Raw genomic sequence first — 18,183 nt, 5'->3', positions numbered from 1 at the left:
GGGCGCATGGTGAACAAGTCGAAGAAGCCCTATGTCGATCCAGGCTGGCCGGACACCGCACGCGGTGACCATGCGGTGACGGAATTGTCGTCCACGCGCTCGGGAGGCTTGTCGCCGTACGGCGAGGAGACCGAGTTCCCGCTGCCCGTGGAGGAACTGCCCTACGCGCACCCTGTGACCGTCGTCAACCGCTGACACAGCCGATACGAACAGACGAGAAAGGCCCCCGAGACCACGGTCTCGGGGGCCTTTCTCGTACCGGCGATGTGCCTTACTGGGGCAGGAACGCCTTGTTGGCCTGGTAGAACTCGACCAGCTGCGGGTCGAGCTGAATGCCCTGCGTCGCGTCCTTGATGATCGAGGCGATCTGCGGGTCGTTGGTGAAGGTCTGCACGGCGCTCGTGATGCCGTCGATGACCTCGGCAGAGCCGTCGACCGTCGGGATGGACGTCAGGTCGGGGAGCTTGGGTGCTTCGGGAGCGGACTTCGGCGAGGCAGGCACGCTGCGCTCGGACGGTGCGCTGCTGAGGCCGAGGCTCGAGGAGCAGGAGGGCCATGCGCCCCAGCCCTGCGATGCGAGAACCTTCTCGGCGACTGCGATCTGCTCTTCGCGGCTGGCCTGGTTCGCGGTGGCTGCGTACTGCTGGCCGCCGTGCGAGTTCCAGGTGCTCGGGGAGAACTGCAGACCACCCTGGAAACCGTTGCCGGTGTTGATGCCCCAGTTGCCGCCTGCTTCGCACTGAGCGAGACGGTCCCAATCGGAGTCAGGAGCTGCGTTGGCGGTACCGGTGAAGGCGATGCCTGCGGTGCCCATGATGGCGCCGGTGACGGCGACCTTGGCGACGGTGCGGCCGGTGGTGGTCGGCTTGCGATGACGTCCGCTCATACTTTTCTTCGAATCCTCTCCACAGGCGCCTGCGAGGTCAGCTGTCGGGTTCGGGCTGAGAGGTAGCCCGGCCCGGCGTGTCCAGCAGTGAGATCACTGCAGGATCGACGGGCTTCACCCCAAGGAATGTTCCGCGTGAGCGGAGCGTTCCGGTTATCCGAGAGGACGTGTGGGTCCCCCGTCCTCGTCCCCTGGGTGTTCTTGGTGGGGGTCCGTTTCCGCGGGACGAGGTTTGGCGCTGCGGGAACGGATTCGGCCGAAGTTTCTCAGCCGCCACTGACCGTACTGAAGTTCCCGTGGAGTGTCACCATTTGGTAACTGTTGCTTTTTCGAGCCGCTACGCGGCGTGCTCGTGTCCGATTTTCGGTAACGAACGAATCTGCAGCTAGAGGCGTCGGCACCGCGACGACGTCCGTCCGTTGCCCTTCCGTTACCACCCTGTTATGTGATGGAAGTCACACCCATCCGGATTGGGGCGGAAGGGGCAGAAGTGATCACGCGTCGACGATGTCCTTGCCGAGCGGCATCAGGGAGATCGGAATCATCTTCAGGTTCGCGATCGCAAGCGGGATCCCGATGATGGTGATGGCCATCGCGACGGCAGTCGCGATGTGCCCGATGGCGAGCCAGACACCGGCGACGATCAACCAGATCACGTTGCCGATCACCGATGCGACCCCCGACGTCGGACGTTCGACGACCGTCTTTCCGAACGGCCACAGTGCGTAGACGCCGATTCGGAAGGACGCGATTCCGAACGGAATCGTGACGATGAGGATGCAGCAGATGATTCCCGCTGCGAAATATCCGAGGGCGAGCCACAGCCCGCCGAAGATCAGCCAGATGATGTTCAGTATCGGACGCATGGTCGGTACTCCCGTCTATCGTGCTCGTCGGCCGGAAAACAGTGCGAACACCAGCGCCAGCACGAAGCCGAGCGGTGCGGCGATCATCGCGGTCAGGTACAGCCACAGCGGCGGCTCGTTTCCGCCCACCGCCGGAACCAGAAAGATCGCCGCGATGGCAACCAGTCCGGCAACGAAAAGAACGAGTGCTACGCGCAGCAGAGCCGAGCTGCCTCGGGGTCGTCGATCGGTCACATCTCCAGACGGTAGTCGCTCGCCGGACGTCGGCTCACCCGACGGAGAAACCCAGGTGCTTGCACCGGCCCACTCGCGGTAGACTGTCGTATTCGCGTCTCGCCGATCGTGCGGGGCGCGAAATTTTGTGCCAGCAACAACAATCGAGACAAATGGACGGGTGAGCGCAGTGCCTACCGGCAAGGTGAAGTGGTACGACGTCGACAAGGGATTCGGCTTTCTCTCTCAGGAGGAAGGTGAGGACGTCTATGTTCGCTCGTCTGCGCTCCCTGCAGGTGTCGACGGCCTCAAGGCCGGTCAGCGCGTGGAATTCGGCATGGCCGCAGGCCGCCGCGGACCGCAGGCGCTCAGTCTCAAGGTCCTCGAACCGGCTCCGACCGTGCGTCAGAACACTCAGGGTCGGCGTGAGCATGTCGAGCGCAAGCACACCCCGGACCAGCTGCACGGCATGGTCGAGGACATGATCACGTTGCTCGAGGCCACCATTCAGCCGGAGCTGCGCAAGGGCAAGTACCCGGACCGCAAGACCGCTCAGAAGATCTCCGAGGTCGTCCGCGCCGTCGCGCGTGAGCTCGACAGCTGATCAGTCGGTCTTGGTCGCGATCGACCAGATCGCGTGGCTGATGATCTCCTCCTGCTGAGTGTCGGAGTCGATGACGCCCGACGGCAGTCGGATTTCGACGCCCAGTAGCTCCCTGCCCTCGTCGTCGAGGGGCTGGACCGTCATGCCCAGCTTCTCGTCGGGCAGGTAGAGGGTGTCCGACTCGACGGCGCCGTCGCCGTCCGCGTAGACCGCGGCGAGGATCCAGGGCGCCGACGTGATCTCACCGGGCAACGACAGCTGCAACGGGTGGCCCTCGCGCACCGGAACGGTGGCGCTGGTGCCGTCGGTGTCGCACAGCGGCTCGTTCACGGGGCAGTAGAGGTACGGCTCGACGACGACGGTTCTACCGTCGGCGAATGCGGTGACGGTCGGCCGATGCGACGGTGCATCCTTGACGAGCAACGCGAGAACCGCGACGAACGCAACTGCGACGACTACGAGGCCGACGGTGCCGATGGCCAGTATCTTCTTGGTCTTCGGTGCGAAATTCACTGTGCTCACGTTCTGTTCGTGCTGGTCGCGGCGGACGGATGTCCGACGGCGTCGGGGATTTCCTGGTCGGCGTGGTCGGGTCGGTTGCCCCCGAATCCGGGGAGCAGCGACTTCCCACGGTAGGTGAGGAAGGTTTGGACCAGACCGATCGTAAGCACCACCGACACGACGGTGAAACCGAGCCAGAACTCGGTGGGCAGCAGTACGCCCATGGTTCCGCCCATCACCCAGCAGAGCTGGAGCACGGTCTCGGATCGGCCGAATCCGGAGGCGATGGATTCCGGTGGCAGGTCCGACTGCAGTGATGCATCCAGCGAGACCTTGGCCAGTGCGCTCGCCGCGGATGCGATCAGCGCTGCGAGCGCGGCGGTCAGCAGACTGCCGGTGATCGCTGCGACGATCGCGCCGACGGTGACCGCGGTGGTGCACCTGAGGACGACGATGGCGGGCCTGCCCAGCTTGATCCGGGCGCCTGCCGCGTTGCCGGCGAAGTTGCCGATCGCGGCAGCGGCGCCGACGAGCCCCAGCATCGCAGCCTGCTTGATCGGCTCGTGTTCGGTCTGAGCTTTCGCGACGAAGGCCACGTAGAGCGTCAGAAACCCGGTCAGGATTCGGATGGTTCCGTTGCCCCAGAGCCCGATGATCACAGCTTTGCCCAGCGGCTGGCGTCGCGCCTTCGCGGGCGTAGCCGACGGTGTTTCCCCGGCTCGGCCGCGACGGATCACTTCCGTCTGGGCGTCGTCGCCGTGGTAGCTCAGGGTTGCGGGGACTTCGCCTTCGGTGACCTCCACCCACGAGGGGATGCGCATGCTCAGGTATGCACCGAACACCGTGACGGCGGCGACGAACCAGAGCGCACCAGGGGAGCCTGCGACGAACGCGATTCCGGCGGCGATTCCGCCCGCGACGATGGTGCCGCCGATGAGGCCGAACACCGTGAGCCGTGAGTTGACCCTCACGAGGTCTATCTCGGGTGGAAGTACGCGGGGCGTCACCGCGGATTTGAGTACCGCGAAGGATTTGCTGAGCACCAACATTCCCAGTGCGGCCGGATACAGGACCCAGCTGTCGAAGTTGAACACCAGCACCACCGCCAGCACCGTCCGCAGACCGAACGAGGTGGCGAGCGCGATGCGACGGCCGTGCTGCAACCTGTCCAGCATCGGTCCGATCAGCGGCGCGATGACGGCGAACGGTGCGATCGTGATGACGAGGTAGAGTGCGACCTTCAGCTTGTCCTCGCCGGTTGCGGCAGAGAAGAACAACGTGTTGGCCAGGGCGACGGCGATGGCAGCGTCGGACGCGAAGTTGGCCATGGTCGCGTAGGTCAGTGCCGTCAGGCCGGACTTGTCGGCGCCGTCGGCTTTTGCTGCGCGCTGGAACGTCGCGATGCCCTTGCCCGTCAGTTCTCGGCTCCGCATCGCGGCGACCCGGGTGACCGTCAGCTTCCGCGGAATCGGGGGAGCTTTCGGCCCTTGCGGTTTCCGGTCCTGCGGCCGATCGGCCTGAGGCTGGGGATTCGGTGGGTGCAGAGGAGGCAGCGGGGTACGCCGGTTCGCGGCGCGGGGGGCCGGCCGGTAATTGTCGAACCCTGGGTGGTCCTCACCCGCGGGGGCGTCGGAATCACGGGGATCGGTCACGGATCAATTCTGCACTGAAAGTCGGATGGGCGAGTACACCGACTCACGTGAACTCCACCTCGTACATCGTCGGCCACAATTTTCCGGTCACGAGGAACCGGTCGGTGCCCGGTATCTGTGCGATGCCGTTGAGGACGTCGGCTCCGGCCCGTTCCTCGTCGGTCATGGCGTCCCACAGCGGCCGAGCGTCGATCATCGCCGTGACGGCGCCGGTCTGCGGATCGATCCGCGCGATGTCGAACGTCTTCCACACGTTCGCGTACACGGATCCGTCCTCGGCGCACTCGAGCTCGTTGAGGTTCGACAGCGGGTTCCCGTCCCGGGTGACCGATACCTCGCCGGTGGCGTCGAACGTCGCCGGATCGCGGAACGTCAGCGTCGACGAACCGTCACTCATGATCAGCCGCGACGAACCGTCCGTCGGCGCTTCGCACAGTCCCCACCCTTCACCGTCGTAGTCGACGCGGGCGCGTTCGGCCAGTGTCTGCGGGTCGCGGGCGAACGCGACACCGTCCTGCCAGGTGATCTGCCAGGCCGTGCTGTCGGTAACGGTGATGCCTTCACCGAAGTAGGAGGAGGACAGGTCGACCTGCCGAAGGATGTCGCCTGTGTCGAGGTCGCTCACGCGGACGTAGGACGTTCCGTTGCGGCCCGTGCTCTCGTACAGCACTCCGTCGGAGATCTCGAGCCCCTGGGTGAACGACGTCCGGTCGTGGGGCAGTGTGCGAACAACGGTGACGGACAGCGCGTCGGCCGATGTCTCCGGCGATTCCGGTTCCGTCTCGGTGCATCCGGTCATCAGTCCCGCGGCGGTGAGCAAACCCATCGCGGCAGCCGCTGTGGTCTTCACCCTGGAACGAAACGGCGCAGGCATCGCCCCATCATGGCAGCCCGAACTGGGCGCATCCGAAGTGATGCGGCAAAATGAATGTGTGAGTTTCACATCGTCTCCTGAGCTCGACCAGATTCGTCCCGTTCTCGCCGACGCCGCGGAGTTGGCTCGTGCGGCGCTGATCGATTCGGCCGAAGGCGGCGTCGGAGAATATCTCGGCGTCACCGCCGAGGATCGCTCGGCGGCCACCCACCGCTTCCGTGCCGAATTGCAGGGCTACCGCGGATGGCAGTGGGCGGTGGTCGTCGCCGCGCCCGAGGACGCCGACGTCGCGACCATCAGTGAAATCGTGTTGCTCCCGGGCCCCGATGCTCTCGTTGCGCCCGCGTGGTTGCCGTGGGACGAGCGGATCCGTCCGGGCGACCTCGGACCGGGTGATCTACTCCCGCCCCGGCACCAGGATCCGCGTCTGGTTCCCGGGTACGTGGCGACCGGTGACCCCGCTGTCGACGACGTCGCTCTCGAACTGGGTCTGGGTCGCACCCAGGTTCCGAGCCGGGAGGAGAGGCTCGACGCAGCCGAACGGTGGCACGACGGTGACTTCGGCCCGGGCAGCGAGATGGCGAAGGCCGCTCCGTCGACCTGCGGGCTCTGCGGATTCTTCCTGCCGATCGCGGGGTCGTTGTCGGCTGCCTTCGGAGTGTGCGGCAACGAGTACTCCGCCGACGGGCGAGTGGTGCACGTCGAGTACGGCTGTGGTGCGCACTCCGACACCGAGCTGCCGACCGGCGCCGGGTCCCCACAGTTCGACCCGTACGACGACGCGGCTCTCGAGGTCGTCGCCACACCACCCGCACCGGAGGCCGCCGAGCCTGAGGCCGCCACGCCTGAGGCCGCCACGCCTGAGGCCGCCACGACTGAGGCCGCCACGACTGAGGTCGCCGCGCCCGAGGCCGAGTCGGAGGCTATCGCCGACGCCGCCGAGCAGGACGATCGATCGACCGATTGAGCGATCCATTCGACACCGAATCGCTGCGTGCGGCGGTTCTGTCCGCGTGGACGTCGTCGCCGACCCGATTGCGGGAGGACTCTGCCACCGAGAGTGATCTGGTGCGCGGTGGTTATCGCGAACGGCTGCTGACCGAGCTGGCGCAGAACGCCGCCGACGCTGCCGCACGCGGCGGGGTGCCCGGTTCGCTCCGCGCGTGGTCGGATGGGGAGTTCCTGCACGTCGCGAACACCGGCGCTCCGCTCGATCGAAGTGGGGTGCACGCTCTGACGGCGTTGCGGGTGTCCGCGAAAACCGAGGGTGTCGGCCGGTTCGGTGTCGGTTTCACCGCGGTGCGCGCAGTCAGTGACGAGATCGAATTCCGTTCCGCTGCAGGCGGAGTGGTCTTCAGCGCCGATCGGACGATGCAGGCGCTGGCGGACGCCGGGGTGGTGCCGCCGGCGACCGGTGTTCCGGTTCTGCGACTGGCGTGGCCGAGTTCGGTCCCGCCCGCCGACGGGTTCGACTCCGAAATCGTGTTGCGGGTGCGAGACGCCGACGAGATCCTCGCTTCGATGCGCGAGGACGCGGCGTCGCTGTTGCTGGAACTGGAAGCTCTGACGGTCATCGACATCGCGGGCGACCGGCTCGAACGCGCCGTCACCGACGTCGGCGTCGGGGTGGAAGCCGTCGACGTGGACGGGCGCCGGTGGTGGCAGTATCGCACCGAGCGTGTGCGGTGGCTGATGCCGACCGTCGACGGCCGGCCGGTACCCGATTCCGCGAATGTTCTTCGCGCGCCCACGCGGTCGGACGAGGAGTTGTCGCTACCGGCGATACCGATCGCCGACGTGGCCATGCAACCCGATCGCCGACGGGTACTGCCCGGTGCCGATGTGGCCGGGCTTGCCGCCGGATACGGCCGGATGCTGGCGGCCCTGCCTCCCTCGGTGCGGCCTGTGTTCGTCCCGGTGCCCGGGTTCGCGCGCAGTGCCGTGGACGAGGTCCTGCGGGAGTCGATTCTGCGTGAGGCATCCTCCACTGCATGGCTTCTCGGAGTCGGAGGGGTGGATCTGGTTCCGTCCCGCGCCATGGTTCTGCCCGGGCTGACGGACGAGTTGGCGGAGGTGATGGCCGAGACGTTCCCGGACCTGGTTGCGCCGTCGATGTCCGGTCCACGACACGCAGCGGCGTTGGCGGCGGTCGACGTTCGTCGCATCGGTTTGGCACGTCTCGCCGAGATGCTCACCGGTGTGGACCGCGAACCGGCATGGTGGGGTCGCTTGTACGACGGGCTCGCGGCTCTCGTCGTCGACGGCGTTGCATCGGAAGAGCTTGCTGCACTTCCTGTTCCACTCGCGGACGGCCGTACGGTGACGGGGCCGCGGACGACGGTGCTCGCCGACGGCGTCAGCGGTGCGATCGGGGTGCACTGGACTCGGTTGGTTCACCCCGATGCCGCTCGTCCACTGTTGACGAGGCTGGGCGCGGCACAGTTGTCCGCCGCGGAGATGCTGTCCGATCCTGCGCTGGAAGCTCTTCTGGACGAACTGGACTGGGACGACGGTGATGCCGTCGACGAGCTGACCGACGCCGTACTCACTCTTGCCGCGAACGCCGACGGTCTGCCCGGGTGGCTCGGATCGATTCCGCTGGCCAGTTCCACCGGCGAACTGCGTGCGGCGGACGAATTGTTGCTGCCCGACGCACCGTTGGCGGCCGTCTTGGCCGAGGACTCGCCGTTCGGTACGGTCGATCCCGCCGTCGTACGTTCACACGGACCGGATGCGCTACGCGCTGTGGGTGTCGGCTGGGGATTCGGGGTCGTCACCGACGACCTGCCGACCGAGCCGGATCACGATCTCGACGACGAGGCCGAGTGGTGGGCGTCGCTGGCCGATGACCCGGAGACGCTCGTCGCGGTCCGCGACCTGGATCTCGTGGACTCCGATGCCTGGCCGGAAGCGCTGTCACAGCTGTTGGCGGATCCGAGAACGCGTGCCGCGCTGCAGGATCGGGACGGATACACCGCGTGGTGGTTGCGGCGTCACGCCGTCGTCGACGGCACGTCGGTCGGAACATACCGTGCGCCGTCGGACACGACGTTCGACGGACTGCTCGACGTGTTCGAGCACCCGAGTGCGGACGATCTCGCAGCTGCGCTGGCGCCGACCCACTGCGACAGCGCCTGGTTCACCCGGCTGCTGATCGACCGTCTCGCCGATCCCTCGCGCACACCGACTCCTGCGGTGATCGCGACAACTCATACAGCGATCGCCGACGCAGTGGCGTCGGGGCGCGTCGAGGAGGACGACCTGGACCTGCCACCGCAGGTTCGATCCGTGTCGGGTGCACTCGTCGACCCGATCGATGCGATGGTGCTCGATCGACCGTGGCTCGCAGCCGTCCTCGACGCCGACGTCACCGTGCTGTCGACACTGGAGTCCGCGTCCGTGCTGGCTTCGGTGCTCGATGTGCGCCTCGCCTCGGACGCTGTCCAGGGTGATGTCCGAGGCGTGGGACGGGTGAGTTCCTTCGATCGTGAGCCATCGGCGGTGTTGGCCTGCGCGGCACTGGGACTCGACTTACCCGCGGGGCGGGTCGTCGTGCACCACGAATTGATCGTTCGACTTCGCGGAGCTGTGGCGGGGGACCGAACCCTCGCTTGGTGGGTGGCCGAGGACGGCACCACTCACATCGCCGACAACAGGGAGGCCGAGGGTGGACGCTGACGTCCTTCTGTGGATGGTCGAGCATCGCGTGGCCTGGGTGACGTCACTGTTCTGGGTGATCACGACACTCGGGAACACGGTGTGGATGTTCGTGTGGTCCATCGCGGGATGCTCGGCATTGCTGATGTCCGGCCGGCGGCCCGACGCGATCATGGTCGGCGGTGCCATGCTGACGGGTTGGGGCGCAATGAGTCTGGCCAAGCTGCTGTGGGGGCGTGCCAGGCCACCGGTTCCGGAGCGACTGGTCGAGATCTCGAGCTATTCGTTCCCGTCCGGCCACGCGATGATGTCCGCGATCCTCGCGACGGTGACGATCGCTGTCCTGGTGACGTCACGAACGCCGTGGCTGCACAGGCGCAGTCTGCTGGCGTTGCCCGTCGTCGGCACCCTGGCGATCGGGTTCTCCCGGATCTACCTGGGCGCCCATTGGACGACGGACGTGCTGGCGGGCTGGGTGTTCGGAGCCCTGTGGGGACTGCTGTGGATCGTCGTGGTCCGTGCGATCAGCGACCCGCGTAGTCGGACCGCTGCGCGATGACGAGGAGTTCGTCGCGCATCGAGGGGCTGCTGACTGCGTGTGCGCGTGCGTAGAGGGCGCGAAGCGAGCGGGTGTGGTTACGGCGGGTACGGAACTGCGAAACGAACTTCATGGCCTTGCTTTCGTGGATTACTCGGTTGCTTGAAACTGACATAACCAATACTCCACGTTAAATCTGTGTAACTCAACCGATTCAGAGGTGAGTTTCCGCACGTCAGAGCATGTGTGGCGTGACGACGATTACGTGCGGCGGCACGACGTGACGTGGGTTATGGACGGCGGTCGGTCAGTTCAAGCCGCGCTGCGCGGTCTTTTTGCCGCGCCTCGATGCTGCGCGTTGGACGAGAAACACCACGTAACCGGTTGCTCCGACGCCGATTCCGGCCCAGCAGACGGGCAGCGCCGACGACCACCGTTCGCCGACGAGCAGAACGACCACCGTTGCCGCGATCCACAGAGCGAGACCGGCCGCGAGCACCGGAGCCGGATCGGTCAGCCTGGGGCTGAGCTCGTTCGGTTCCGACTCGGGGTCCACGAAATGTAGGTTACCTCCATGGCCTTCCAGTCCCGGCTCCTGGACAACTACTTCAAGATCACCGAACGTGGATCCACCGTTGGATCCGAAGTGCGCGGCGGCGTCGTCACGTTCGTCGCGATGGCGTACATCGTCGTACTCAACCCGTTGATCCTCGGCAGCTTCTCCGCCGACGACGCCGCGGCCAAGACGGACGTGCTCGGCAACATCTTGCCGGTGTCGCAAGTCGCTGCCGTGACCGCGCTCGTCGCGGGATTCATGTCGATTCTGTTCGGCATCGTCGCCAACTACCCCTTCGGCATCGCAGCCGGACTCGGCATCAACACCCTGCTGGCGGTGACCATTGCGCCTCAGGTCACATGGCCCGAGGCAATGGGTCTGGTGGTGATCGACGGGATCATCATCGTGCTGTTGGCCGTCACCGGATTCCGTACCGCCGTGTTCAACGCGATCCCGTCCGAGCTGAAAGCTGCGATCGCGGCCGGCATCGGAGCGTTCATCGCGTTCATCGGTCTGGTCGACTCCGGATTCGTCCGGCGAATTCCCGACGCCGCCGGTACGACGGTTCCCGTCGGGCTCGGCATCGACGGCTCCATCGCGTCGTGGCCGACGGCAGTGTTCGTCTTCGGACTTCTCCTCATGGGCATCCTCGTCGCACGCAAGGTGCGCGGTGGACTGCTCATCGGAATCGTCGTCACCACCGTCGTCGCGGCCATCGTCGAGGCCGTCACCGACGTGGGTCCGTCGCAGGGCGTCGACCCCAAGGGGTGGAACCTCAGCGTCCCGATTCTCCCGGATCAGCTCTTCCAGATCCCCGACCTGTCGTTGGTCGGAGATGTGAACCTGTTCGGTGCGTTCACCCGCATCGGTGTACTGGCTGCCAGCCTGCTGGTGTTCACGCTCGTGCTCGCGAACTTCTTCGACGCGATGGGAACGATGACCGGTCTGGGCAAGGAGGGGAATCTCGTCGACGAGAAGGGCACGCTCCCCGGCATCGGCAAGGCACTCGTCATCGAAGGCACCGGAGCCATCGCCGGCGGCGGGGCGTCGGCGTCGTCGAACACGGTGTTCGTCGAGTCCGCGTCGGGAATCGCGGAAGGAGCGCGTACCGGCCTGGCCAACGTCGTCACCGGTGTGCTGTTCCTCGCGGCGATGTTCCTGACGCCGTTGACCGCCATCGTCCCGATCGAAGCCGCGGCCCCCGCCCTGGTCGTGGTCGGTGCGTTGATGATCGGACAGGTCAGGGACATCGATTTCACGAAGTTCGAGATCGCTCTTCCCGCGTTCCTGACCATCCTCGTGATGCCGTTCACCTACTCCATCGCGAACGGTATCGGCGTCGGCTTCATCGCCTGGGTGATACTCGCGGTCGGTCGAGGCAAGGCCAAGTCGGTACATCCCCTGCTCTGGGTCGTCGCTCTACTGTTCGTGGCGTATTTCGTGGTCGGACCCATCACGGACGCGGTTACCTGAGCTCATCCTCGCTGCTAGGCGTAGTCTCCTCGCTGTGACGTCGGGAAATAACGTGAAGGACAACCGTGAACTGGCGAGCGACCTGTCGCTTGCCGTCGTGCGATTGACTCGTCATCTGAGGGGGAGACGAGTCGATTCGCAAGTGTCGTTGACTCAGCTGTCGGCCTTGGCCACGCTGAGCCGTGAGGGGGACATGACACCGGGGGCTCTCGCGGCTCGTGAACGCGTGCAGCCACCGTCGATGACCAGGGTCATCGCGTCACTGGCAGACCTGGGATTGGTGGTGCGCACCGCGCATCCGACCGACGGCCGTCAGGTGATCGTGTCGCTGTCGCCCGCCGGGCACACGCTCATCGCGGACGAGGCGAGTGCGCGGGAGGCGTGGATGACTGCGCAGCTGGCCGGGTTGAACGAGACCCAGCTCGCAACCCTGCGCGATGCCGTCGGGATCATCAGCGCGTTGGTGAGCGAGTCCGAATAGGCAGGGAGCGGAAGTGGAGCCTGCGGAACGACTCGTTAGGCCAGGAGTGGAGCCTGCGGAACCACTCGTTAGGCCAGGAGTGGAGCCTGCGGAACGACTCGTTAGATAGGTTTAATATCTATGGGGTGCCCACAGCCTCGCCGATGTTCGCTGCGCTTCGTACGCGCAATTACCGATTGTGGGCGTCGGGGCAGATCGTGTCGCTCGTCGGGACCTGGATGCAACGTGTTGCTCAGGACTGGTTGGTTCTGACGCTGTCCGGCGGTAACGGGTTTGCCGTCGGCATCGTCATGGCGTTGCAGTTCGGTCCGACGTTGCTGCTGTCGGTGTGGGGCGGTGTGCTGGCGGACCGCTACGACAAGCGCAAGCTTCTGATGATCACGCAGGTCTTCGCTGCGGTGTGTGGTCTGGTGCTCGGACTGTTGGACGTGGGCAACGTAGTCGAGTTGTGGCATGTCTATGTCATCGCCTTCGTGCTGGGGTGCTCGTCCGCCATCGACGCTCCGGTGCGTCAGTCCTTCACCATCGAGATGGTCGGCAAGGAGACTCTGTCCAACGCAATTGCGTTGAATTCCATGACGTTCAACATGGCCAGGATCATCGGGCCCGCGATTTCCGGTGTCCTGATCACGCTCGTGGGAACGGGCTGGGTCTTTCTGATCAACGCAGCGTCGTTCGCCGCCGTCTTCGGTGCGTTGATCGCGATGCGCGCCAAGGACTTGTTCGCCGTGGAACGTGCCCCACGAGCGAAAGGGCAAGTACGAGCCGGTTTTTCCTACGTGTGGGGACGGCCCGACCTGCGAGTGTTGCTGGCGACGGTGTTCGTGGTGTCCACGTTCGGCTTGAACTTTCCGCTGAGTCTTGCGGTGTTGGCTCGGAACTCGTTCGGCAGCGGTGCCGATGCATACGGTCTGCTGTCGACGACGCTGGCGGTGGGCACATTGCTGGGAGCGACGTTGGCCGCGCGACGATCGACGACGCCTCGGCTCCGGTTGTTCCTCGGGGCGGTCATCGCGTTCGGTGTGTTCGAACTTCTCGTCGGCCTGATGCCCAACTACCTGCTCGTTGCGCTGCTGCTGATTCCGACGGGTGCACTGAACCTGACGTTCTCGACGTCGGCGATGAACATACTGCAGATGTCCGTGCCGTCGGACATGCGTGGACGAGTCATGGGTATCTACATGCTCTGTTTCCTCGGCGGTACACCGATCGGAAGTCCGGTCCTCGGGTGGTTGGCGGACGTACTGGACCCCCGCGCCCCTCTCGTCGTCGGCGGCGTCGTCTCGCTCCTGACCGGCGTCATCGCGGCCGTGTACCTGCTGAAGCACAACGGTTTACGGATCGGGGTCAGCCGGGCCGCGCCCGGTCGTCGGCTGCCGTCCTTGGAAGTGACGTCAAATCCAGCCGTGGCGTCGCGCAACGGCTGACGCCTCGTGCCGGTTGGCTGCTCCCAGTTTCGCAGCGGCCGAGGACAGGTAATTGCGCGTGGTTCCCTGGGACAGGTGAGCGCGTGAGGCGATTTCGGCGATGGTCGCGCCGTCCGCCGCGAACTCGAGCACGTCCGCTTCACGCGGGGTCAGTGGAGAATCTCCCGCGCCGATTGCTTCCGCGGCGAGCGATGGATCGACGTATCGGCCGCCTCCGTGCACGGTCCGGACAACTTCGGCGAGCGTCGCGGCCGATGTCGTCTTCGGTAGGAACCCGCGAACTCCGGCTTCCAATGCTTTCTTGAGATACCCCGGCCTGCCGTGGCTGGTGACGATGATGGCGGCACAGGTGGGGACGGCGTCGGCAATGAGTCCCGCGGCCTCGATACCGTCGATTCCGCCCATCTGCAGGTCGAGAACAGCGATGTCGGGTGAGTGTTGCTGCGCCGCGGTGACGGCTGCTTCCCCGGAATCGGATTGCGCCACGATGTCGATGTCGTCCTCGAGCGACAGCATCGTCGCGAGGGCGGAACGGATCAGGTTCTCGTCGTCGGCCAGGAGTACGCGAATCATGAACCAACCTTAGGGTTGGAGCCTGCGGAATGACCGGGGTGGGCGGGAGTGGAGCCTGCGGAATGACCGGGGTGGGCGGGAGTGGGGTGGGCGGGGGTGGAGGTGCTCGTCGATGCCGATGCCGATGCCGACGCCGAGGCGAAGGTCGCGGTAAGGGTGAACTCGTCCTCGGTGAGGGTGGTGTCGACGGTTCCGCCGACGGCGGCGAGTCGTTCCCGGAGTCCTGCGAGTCCGGTGCCGTCGGTTGTCCGTTGCCGGTGGGGGACGTTGTTGGTGATGCGGACGGAGTTCTCGGTGACGTCGAAGCTGCTGAGGGTGGCGTCGGAGTGGCGGAGGATGTTGGTGGCACCTTCGCGCACGATCCAGGCGGCAGCTTCGCTGAAGTGGGGTGAGACGTCGTCGGGGCTGCCGGTGACGGTCGTGTCGATGCCTGCGGCACGCAGGAGCGAGCATGCTCCGTTCAGTTCGGCGGCGAGGTCGATCGAGCGGTATCCGCGGACGAGTTGTCTGGCCTCGGTCATGGAGTGCTGAGCCAGGTCTCGGACTTCCTCCATCTGCTCGGCGGCCCGCTCGTCGCCGCGTCGGGACAGTGTGGCGGCGAGTTCGCTCTTGACCGCGATGGCGGACAGAGCGCGGCCGACGACGTCGTGCAGGTCGCGGGAGAATCGAAGTCGCTCCTCGGCGACGGACAGCAGGGCTGCCGCCTCCCGGGACGCGTCGAGTTCGGTGACGACGGCCAGTAGCCACATCGACAGCTTGACCGTGGCTGCCATACCCACCACGACTACGAATGCGATGACGCCGGCGAGGGGGCCGTAAGGGGAGACGCCGGTTGCGACTCCGGCGACCACCCCGATGGCCGCCGACCACCGGAGCGGGACGAGGGCCGTCACCGGGATGGCCACGATGAGCAGTGCCCACATCTTGAACGTGGCCGTTCCGGCGATCCCCGCCACCACTGCAGCGACCGCCGTGACGGCGAGGGGCCACCGAATCTCGCCGGTGCGCATTCCGCCGATGATCGGCATCCGGTGCACCGTGATCACGGTCGCGCCCGCGGTGACGGCGAGAGCGACTCCGGACACCCACAGTCGTTCGGTCACCGATTCTGCGAGCGCGACCACTCCGAGAAGGACGATGATGCTCACGAACGACTGGCGGGTGTAGAGCCGCACCTTGTCGACATCGGTGGTGTCCCGCCATGTCGTTCGCGGATCGAGGTAGCGCCGCAGGTTCATGTCCTCCACCTTTCCAGAGCGTGACCGAGGACTCTAGGCACGCGGTTCCCAGCGGAAGTGCGTCTTGGCGATCACGATCGACCCGACGATCCACGCGGCGATGACCAGAATCGGCTTCAGGGCGGGGGAGAAGGTGTCGGCGAAGGCGAGTGCGGCCGAATCCGGATCGGTGGTTCCGAGCCACCCCAGGTTGACGACGTCGAGGACGGCCGCCATCGGAGTCAGGTCGATGACCGTGTCCACCGACTCGGGAACGATTCCCCGCAGGAACGACGTTCCGGCCATGGCGACGAGGATGATCGGCAGGCTGGTGATCTGTGCTGCCTCGGCGTTGCGGGTGAACGTCGACGTGATCAGGGCCAGCGCGGCGAACAGTGCTGCGCCGCCGCCGAATCCGATCACGAGGAGTATCGGGTTGACGGGGAGTCCGCCTCCCAGGACTGCGATGACGGCGACGATGACGATGGTCAGGAGAATCGTCAGGGCGAACGACGGTACGGCCGGGCCGAGCAGGATCTGATTATCCGTGGCTTCACCGGTGCGAAGTCGCTTGAGTACCAGCTCGTCCCGTCTCGTGGCGTACGCCGAGAGCAAGTTGTAGTACACCAGGAACACGAGCAGGAACAGGGAGAAGACTTCGAGGGCGGAGGACACGATCGTGTCGGTCAACCCCGCGTCGCTGTTCCGCCCGATGATCAGGACCACCACGGGGAACAGCAGCGGCATGATCATGGCGTTGAACAGCAGTACTCGGTTGCGAACGAGGAGTGTGAACTCCGAGCGCGAGAGAGTGGCCAGGGTACTCATGCTGCAACTTCCTTACGATCGTCGAATTCGTCTGCGATGGAGAGGAACACGGTTTCCAGCGATGCGGCGCGGGCGTCGAGTCCTTCGAGGCGTACTCCGGACTGTCGTGCCCACAGCAACAGGTCGGTCAACGTGTCCTGCACGGTCTGGGTGGAGATGACGAGGCGACCGCCTTCGATGTCGAGCGTCGCACCGGGTAGCTCGGGGAGCGTCACGGGTGGCAGTTCAAGGTGGATCTTCGCGGGATGCCCGGAGATGACGTCGGCGACGGTTCCGCTACGGACGACGCGGCCCTTGTGCATGATCGCGAGCCTGTCGCACAACTGCTCGGCTTCGTCCAGGTAGTGCGTGGTCAGCATGATCGTCACACCGGACTGCTTGAGTTCTTCGATCAAAGTCCATGTGTTGCGGCGACTCTCGGGATCGAGACCCGTCGTCGGTTCGTCGAGGAACAGCACCCGCGGCTGCCCGATGATCGCGCACGCCAGGTCCAATCGCCGCTGCTCGCCGCCGGAGAGGAACTTGACCCGGGTGTCCGCGCGGTCCGCCAGATCCACTCGGGCGAGGACGTCGCGTGCCGGCAGCGGGTTGCTGCACGTGCCCGCCCACATCTCCAGGCTCTCGAGTGCGGTCAGGTCGGATGGAAGTCCGCCCTTCTGAAGCATGATCCCCAGATTCGGGCGCACGTCGCGGCGGTCGCGGACCGGATCCATGTCCATGATGGACACCGTCCCTTCGCTCGGACGCGAAAGTCCTTGGATCACTTCGAGAGTGGACGTCTTACCGGCGCCGTTGGTGCCGAGGAGTCCGAACAGTTCGCCCTCCCGCACCGAGAGATTCAGGTCGCTGACCGCCTCGAACGCCGTCTTGCCGGTGCCGTAACGACGGGTCATGCCGTCGACGTCGATGATGCTCATCGATTGCCCCACTCACGAAGACCGAACGCGAAGCGTGCCGCGAGGAACACGACCGCGACCGCGGCGACGATCCACACGAGCGTGCTGGTGCCCACGAGGGCGATGACGGCGGCCAGGAGGGCAAGGGAGATGACGATGACGACGACCTCTCGCGCCATCGTCGGCGCGGGGCCGAACTCCATCAGGTCGGTGAAGAGGTTTCCTTCGTCTGGTTGTTTCATGAGAACAACTTTCGTCCGATCCGGCCGCGACCAGTAGTGCTGTGCGTCATCGGCTGGCGTGACGATGTCACGGCCGAGCCATGACAAATGTCAGGGGGCGGAGACGAGCTCCACCTGATCTCCACCCGTGGGTCGATACGAATGCACTCGATCGTTCCTAGCGTTGTGGACATGAACATCACCTGGATCGTCCTCATCGCAGCCCTGGTTCTCTACCTACTGTTCCGCCGCATGACGGGTCAGATGATCGAAGTTCGCCGGACATTGGTGCTCCCCGGGGTCATCGCGGTCATCGGCCTCGCGAGTATCGGCTCCGTCGGCATCACCCCGATGGCCGTTGCCTTCGTGGCGTTCGGCGTCGCCGTCGCCGCGGCTCTGGGAGTGCTTCGCGGGTTCACCATCAAGATAGAACCCCGCGACGGCTTCGCCTTCATGCGCTACACGGTCGCGTCGGTGGCCCTGCTGATCGCGTCGGTTGCCGTACGTCTGGTCGCGGCACCGATCGAAGCCTCCATCGACGCGTCGGCGGCAACCGTCGCAGGACACGCGCTGATGCTGTCGCTGGGCGTCGGCTTCCTGGCCGAGGGCCTTGTGGTCCTCTACCGCGCCACGCGTACCGGGCACGCCATTGCATGGCAGGCACGCAAGACCGGTGACCACGCGGTGTGGCGGCACGGAGCCGCCCGCGCGGCGTGAGTG

At 65.7% G+C, this 18,183-nt stretch carries 22 protein-coding genes and 1 riboswitch; of the genes, 9 read left to right on the top strand and 13 right to left on the bottom strand.

What is annotated here, in order from left to right:
* Positions 1-6: 6 nt before the first annotated feature.
* Positions 7-195, top strand: coding sequence for a hypothetical protein (locus H292_RS0111480; RefSeq protein ID WP_019667308.1), 189 nt, complete (start codon positions 7-9; stop codon positions 193-195).
* 76 nt (positions 196-271) lie between these two features.
* On the opposite strand, the gene H292_RS0111475 is transcribed toward H292_RS0111480, so the two are convergent.
* From H292_RS0111475 to H292_RS0111460, 3 genes are all read right to left on the bottom strand, one after another.
* Complete coding sequence (locus H292_RS0111475; protein WP_019667307.1) at positions 272-886, bottom strand: transglycosylase family protein; 615 nt, start codon at positions 884-886, stop codon at positions 272-274.
* Positions 887-896: 10 nt separating this feature from the next.
* Positions 897-1,094, bottom strand: a riboswitch (cyclic di-AMP (ydaO/yuaA leader).
* Positions 1,095-1,380: 286 nt separating this feature from the next.
* Positions 1,381-1,752 (bottom strand): YccF domain-containing protein, encoded by a 372-nt coding sequence (locus H292_RS0111465; RefSeq protein WP_019667305.1) that lies wholly within the window; start codon positions 1,750-1,752, stop codon positions 1,381-1,383.
* Between the two features lie 15 nt (positions 1,753-1,767).
* Positions 1,768-1,986, bottom strand: a complete 219-nt coding sequence (locus tag H292_RS0111460; protein ID WP_019667304.1) for a hypothetical protein — start codon at positions 1,984-1,986, stop codon at positions 1,768-1,770.
* A 169-nt stretch (positions 1,987-2,155) separates the two neighbouring features.
* Here H292_RS0111460 and H292_RS0111455 point away from each other — a divergent pair, with 169 nt between their 5' ends.
* The gene (locus tag H292_RS0111455; protein WP_019667303.1) at positions 2,156-2,569 is read left to right on the top strand and encodes a cold-shock protein; all 414 of its coding nucleotides are present in this window, start codon (positions 2,156-2,158) and stop codon (positions 2,567-2,569) included.
* Here H292_RS0111455 and H292_RS0111450 read toward each other — a convergent pair whose 3' ends face one another.
* From H292_RS0111450 to H292_RS0111440, 3 genes are read right to left on the bottom strand one after another with little or no spacing between them, the layout of a single operon-like run.
* On the bottom strand, positions 2,570-3,091 hold the full coding sequence (locus H292_RS0111450; RefSeq protein ID WP_020111521.1) for a DUF2771 family protein: 522 nt from the start codon (positions 3,089-3,091) through the stop codon (positions 2,570-2,572). It abuts the gene before it with no gap.
* Positions 3,088-4,722 (bottom strand): MFS transporter, encoded by a 1,635-nt coding sequence (locus tag H292_RS0111445; RefSeq protein ID WP_176458701.1) that lies wholly within the window; start codon positions 4,720-4,722, stop codon positions 3,088-3,090. The genes H292_RS0111450 and H292_RS0111445 overlap by 4 nt, the downstream gene beginning before the upstream one ends.
* A gap of 43 nt (positions 4,723-4,765) precedes the next feature.
* Positions 4,766-5,596, bottom strand: a complete 831-nt coding sequence (locus H292_RS0111440) for a glutaminyl-peptide cyclotransferase (protein ID WP_020111519.1) — start codon at positions 5,594-5,596, stop codon at positions 4,766-4,768.
* A 37-nt stretch (positions 5,597-5,633) separates the two neighbouring features.
* On the opposite strand from H292_RS0111440, the gene H292_RS27095 reads away from it, so the two are divergent.
* Genes H292_RS27095 through H292_RS0111425 form a run of 3 tightly spaced genes read left to right on the top strand, consistent with a single transcriptional unit; the run spans position 5,634 to position 9,812 of the window.
* On the top strand, positions 5,634-6,563 hold the full coding sequence (locus tag H292_RS27095; protein ID WP_442978561.1) for a DUF3027 domain-containing protein: 930 nt from the start codon (positions 5,634-5,636) through the stop codon (positions 6,561-6,563).
* Entirely contained in the window at positions 6,560-9,274 is a 2,715-nt protein-coding gene (locus H292_RS0111430) for a sacsin N-terminal ATP-binding-like domain-containing protein (RefSeq protein ID WP_020111517.1), read from the top strand. The genes H292_RS27095 and H292_RS0111430 overlap by 4 nt, the downstream gene beginning before the upstream one ends.
* Positions 9,264-9,812, top strand: a complete 549-nt coding sequence (locus H292_RS0111425) for a phosphatase PAP2 family protein (protein WP_019667297.1) — start codon at positions 9,264-9,266, stop codon at positions 9,810-9,812. Before H292_RS0111430 ends, H292_RS0111425 begins: the two co-directional genes overlap by 11 nt.
* On the opposite strand, the gene H292_RS28415 is transcribed toward H292_RS0111425, so the two are convergent.
* Together H292_RS28415 and H292_RS0111415 are read right to left on the bottom strand one after the other, a co-directional pair.
* A complete protein-coding gene (locus tag H292_RS28415; RefSeq protein WP_167336921.1) occupies positions 9,778-9,924 on the bottom strand; it encodes a hypothetical protein in 147 nt (48 codons plus the stop codon). The genes H292_RS0111425 and H292_RS28415 overlap by 35 nt on opposite strands.
* Positions 9,925-10,098: 174 nt before the next feature.
* A complete protein-coding gene (locus H292_RS0111415; RefSeq protein ID WP_019667296.1) occupies positions 10,099-10,347 on the bottom strand; it encodes a DUF2530 domain-containing protein in 249 nt (82 codons plus the stop codon).
* Between the two features lie 18 nt (positions 10,348-10,365).
* Between H292_RS0111415 and H292_RS0111410 the strand changes: the two genes are divergently transcribed.
* The 3 genes from H292_RS0111410 to H292_RS0111400 all read left to right on the top strand — a co-directional run bounded on the left by H292_RS0111410 (position 10,366) and on the right by H292_RS0111400 (position 13,728).
* The gene (locus H292_RS0111410) at positions 10,366-11,820 is read left to right on the top strand and encodes an NCS2 family permease (RefSeq protein ID WP_019667295.1); all 1,455 of its coding nucleotides are present in this window, start codon (positions 10,366-10,368) and stop codon (positions 11,818-11,820) included.
* A gap of 52 nt (positions 11,821-11,872) precedes the next feature.
* Positions 11,873-12,301: a MarR family winged helix-turn-helix transcriptional regulator gene (locus tag H292_RS0111405; RefSeq protein WP_019667294.1), complete on the top strand. Its 429-nt coding sequence runs from the start codon at positions 11,873-11,875 to the stop codon at positions 12,299-12,301.
* A gap of 143 nt (positions 12,302-12,444) precedes the next feature.
* Positions 12,445-13,728 (top strand): MFS transporter, encoded by a 1,284-nt coding sequence (locus H292_RS0111400; protein ID WP_170947491.1) that lies wholly within the window; start codon positions 12,445-12,447, stop codon positions 13,726-13,728.
* Here the strand turns inward: H292_RS0111400 and H292_RS0111395 are convergent.
* From H292_RS0111395 to H292_RS0111375, 5 genes are read right to left on the bottom strand one after another with little or no spacing between them, the layout of a single operon-like run.
* Positions 13,696-14,301, bottom strand: a complete 606-nt coding sequence (locus tag H292_RS0111395; protein WP_019667292.1) for a response regulator transcription factor — start codon at positions 14,299-14,301, stop codon at positions 13,696-13,698. The genes H292_RS0111400 and H292_RS0111395 overlap by 33 nt on opposite strands.
* The gene (locus H292_RS0111390; protein WP_037188362.1) at positions 14,298-15,539 is read right to left on the bottom strand and encodes a sensor histidine kinase; all 1,242 of its coding nucleotides are present in this window, start codon (positions 15,537-15,539) and stop codon (positions 14,298-14,300) included. The genes H292_RS0111395 and H292_RS0111390 overlap by 4 nt, the downstream gene beginning before the upstream one ends.
* Before the next feature lie 33 nt (positions 15,540-15,572).
* Positions 15,573-16,346, bottom strand: a complete 774-nt coding sequence (locus H292_RS0111385) for an ABC transporter permease (RefSeq protein ID WP_020111515.1) — start codon at positions 16,344-16,346, stop codon at positions 15,573-15,575.
* Entirely contained in the window at positions 16,343-17,263 is a 921-nt protein-coding gene (locus H292_RS0111380; RefSeq protein WP_020111514.1) for an ABC transporter ATP-binding protein, read from the bottom strand. Before H292_RS0111380 ends, H292_RS0111385 begins: the two co-directional genes overlap by 4 nt.
* Positions 17,260-17,484, bottom strand: a complete 225-nt coding sequence (locus tag H292_RS0111375; protein WP_020111513.1) for a hypothetical protein — start codon at positions 17,482-17,484, stop codon at positions 17,260-17,262. The genes H292_RS0111380 and H292_RS0111375 overlap by 4 nt, the downstream gene beginning before the upstream one ends.
* Before the next feature lie 171 nt (positions 17,485-17,655).
* Between H292_RS0111375 and H292_RS0111370 the strand changes: the two genes are divergently transcribed.
* Positions 17,656-18,180: a hypothetical protein gene (locus H292_RS0111370; RefSeq protein ID WP_230594381.1), complete on the top strand. Its 525-nt coding sequence runs from the start codon at positions 17,656-17,658 to the stop codon at positions 18,178-18,180.
* Positions 18,181-18,183: the final 3 nt, after the last annotated feature.

The sequence above is a fragment of the Rhodococcus sp. 114MFTsu3.1 genome (assembly GCF_000383555.1).
Classification (GTDB): domain Bacteria; phylum Actinomycetota; class Actinomycetes; order Mycobacteriales; family Mycobacteriaceae; genus Rhodococcoides; species Rhodococcoides fascians_E.
The sequence above is the reverse complement of the archived record's forward strand: the minus strand, read 5'-3'. Positions and strand labels throughout refer to the sequence as shown.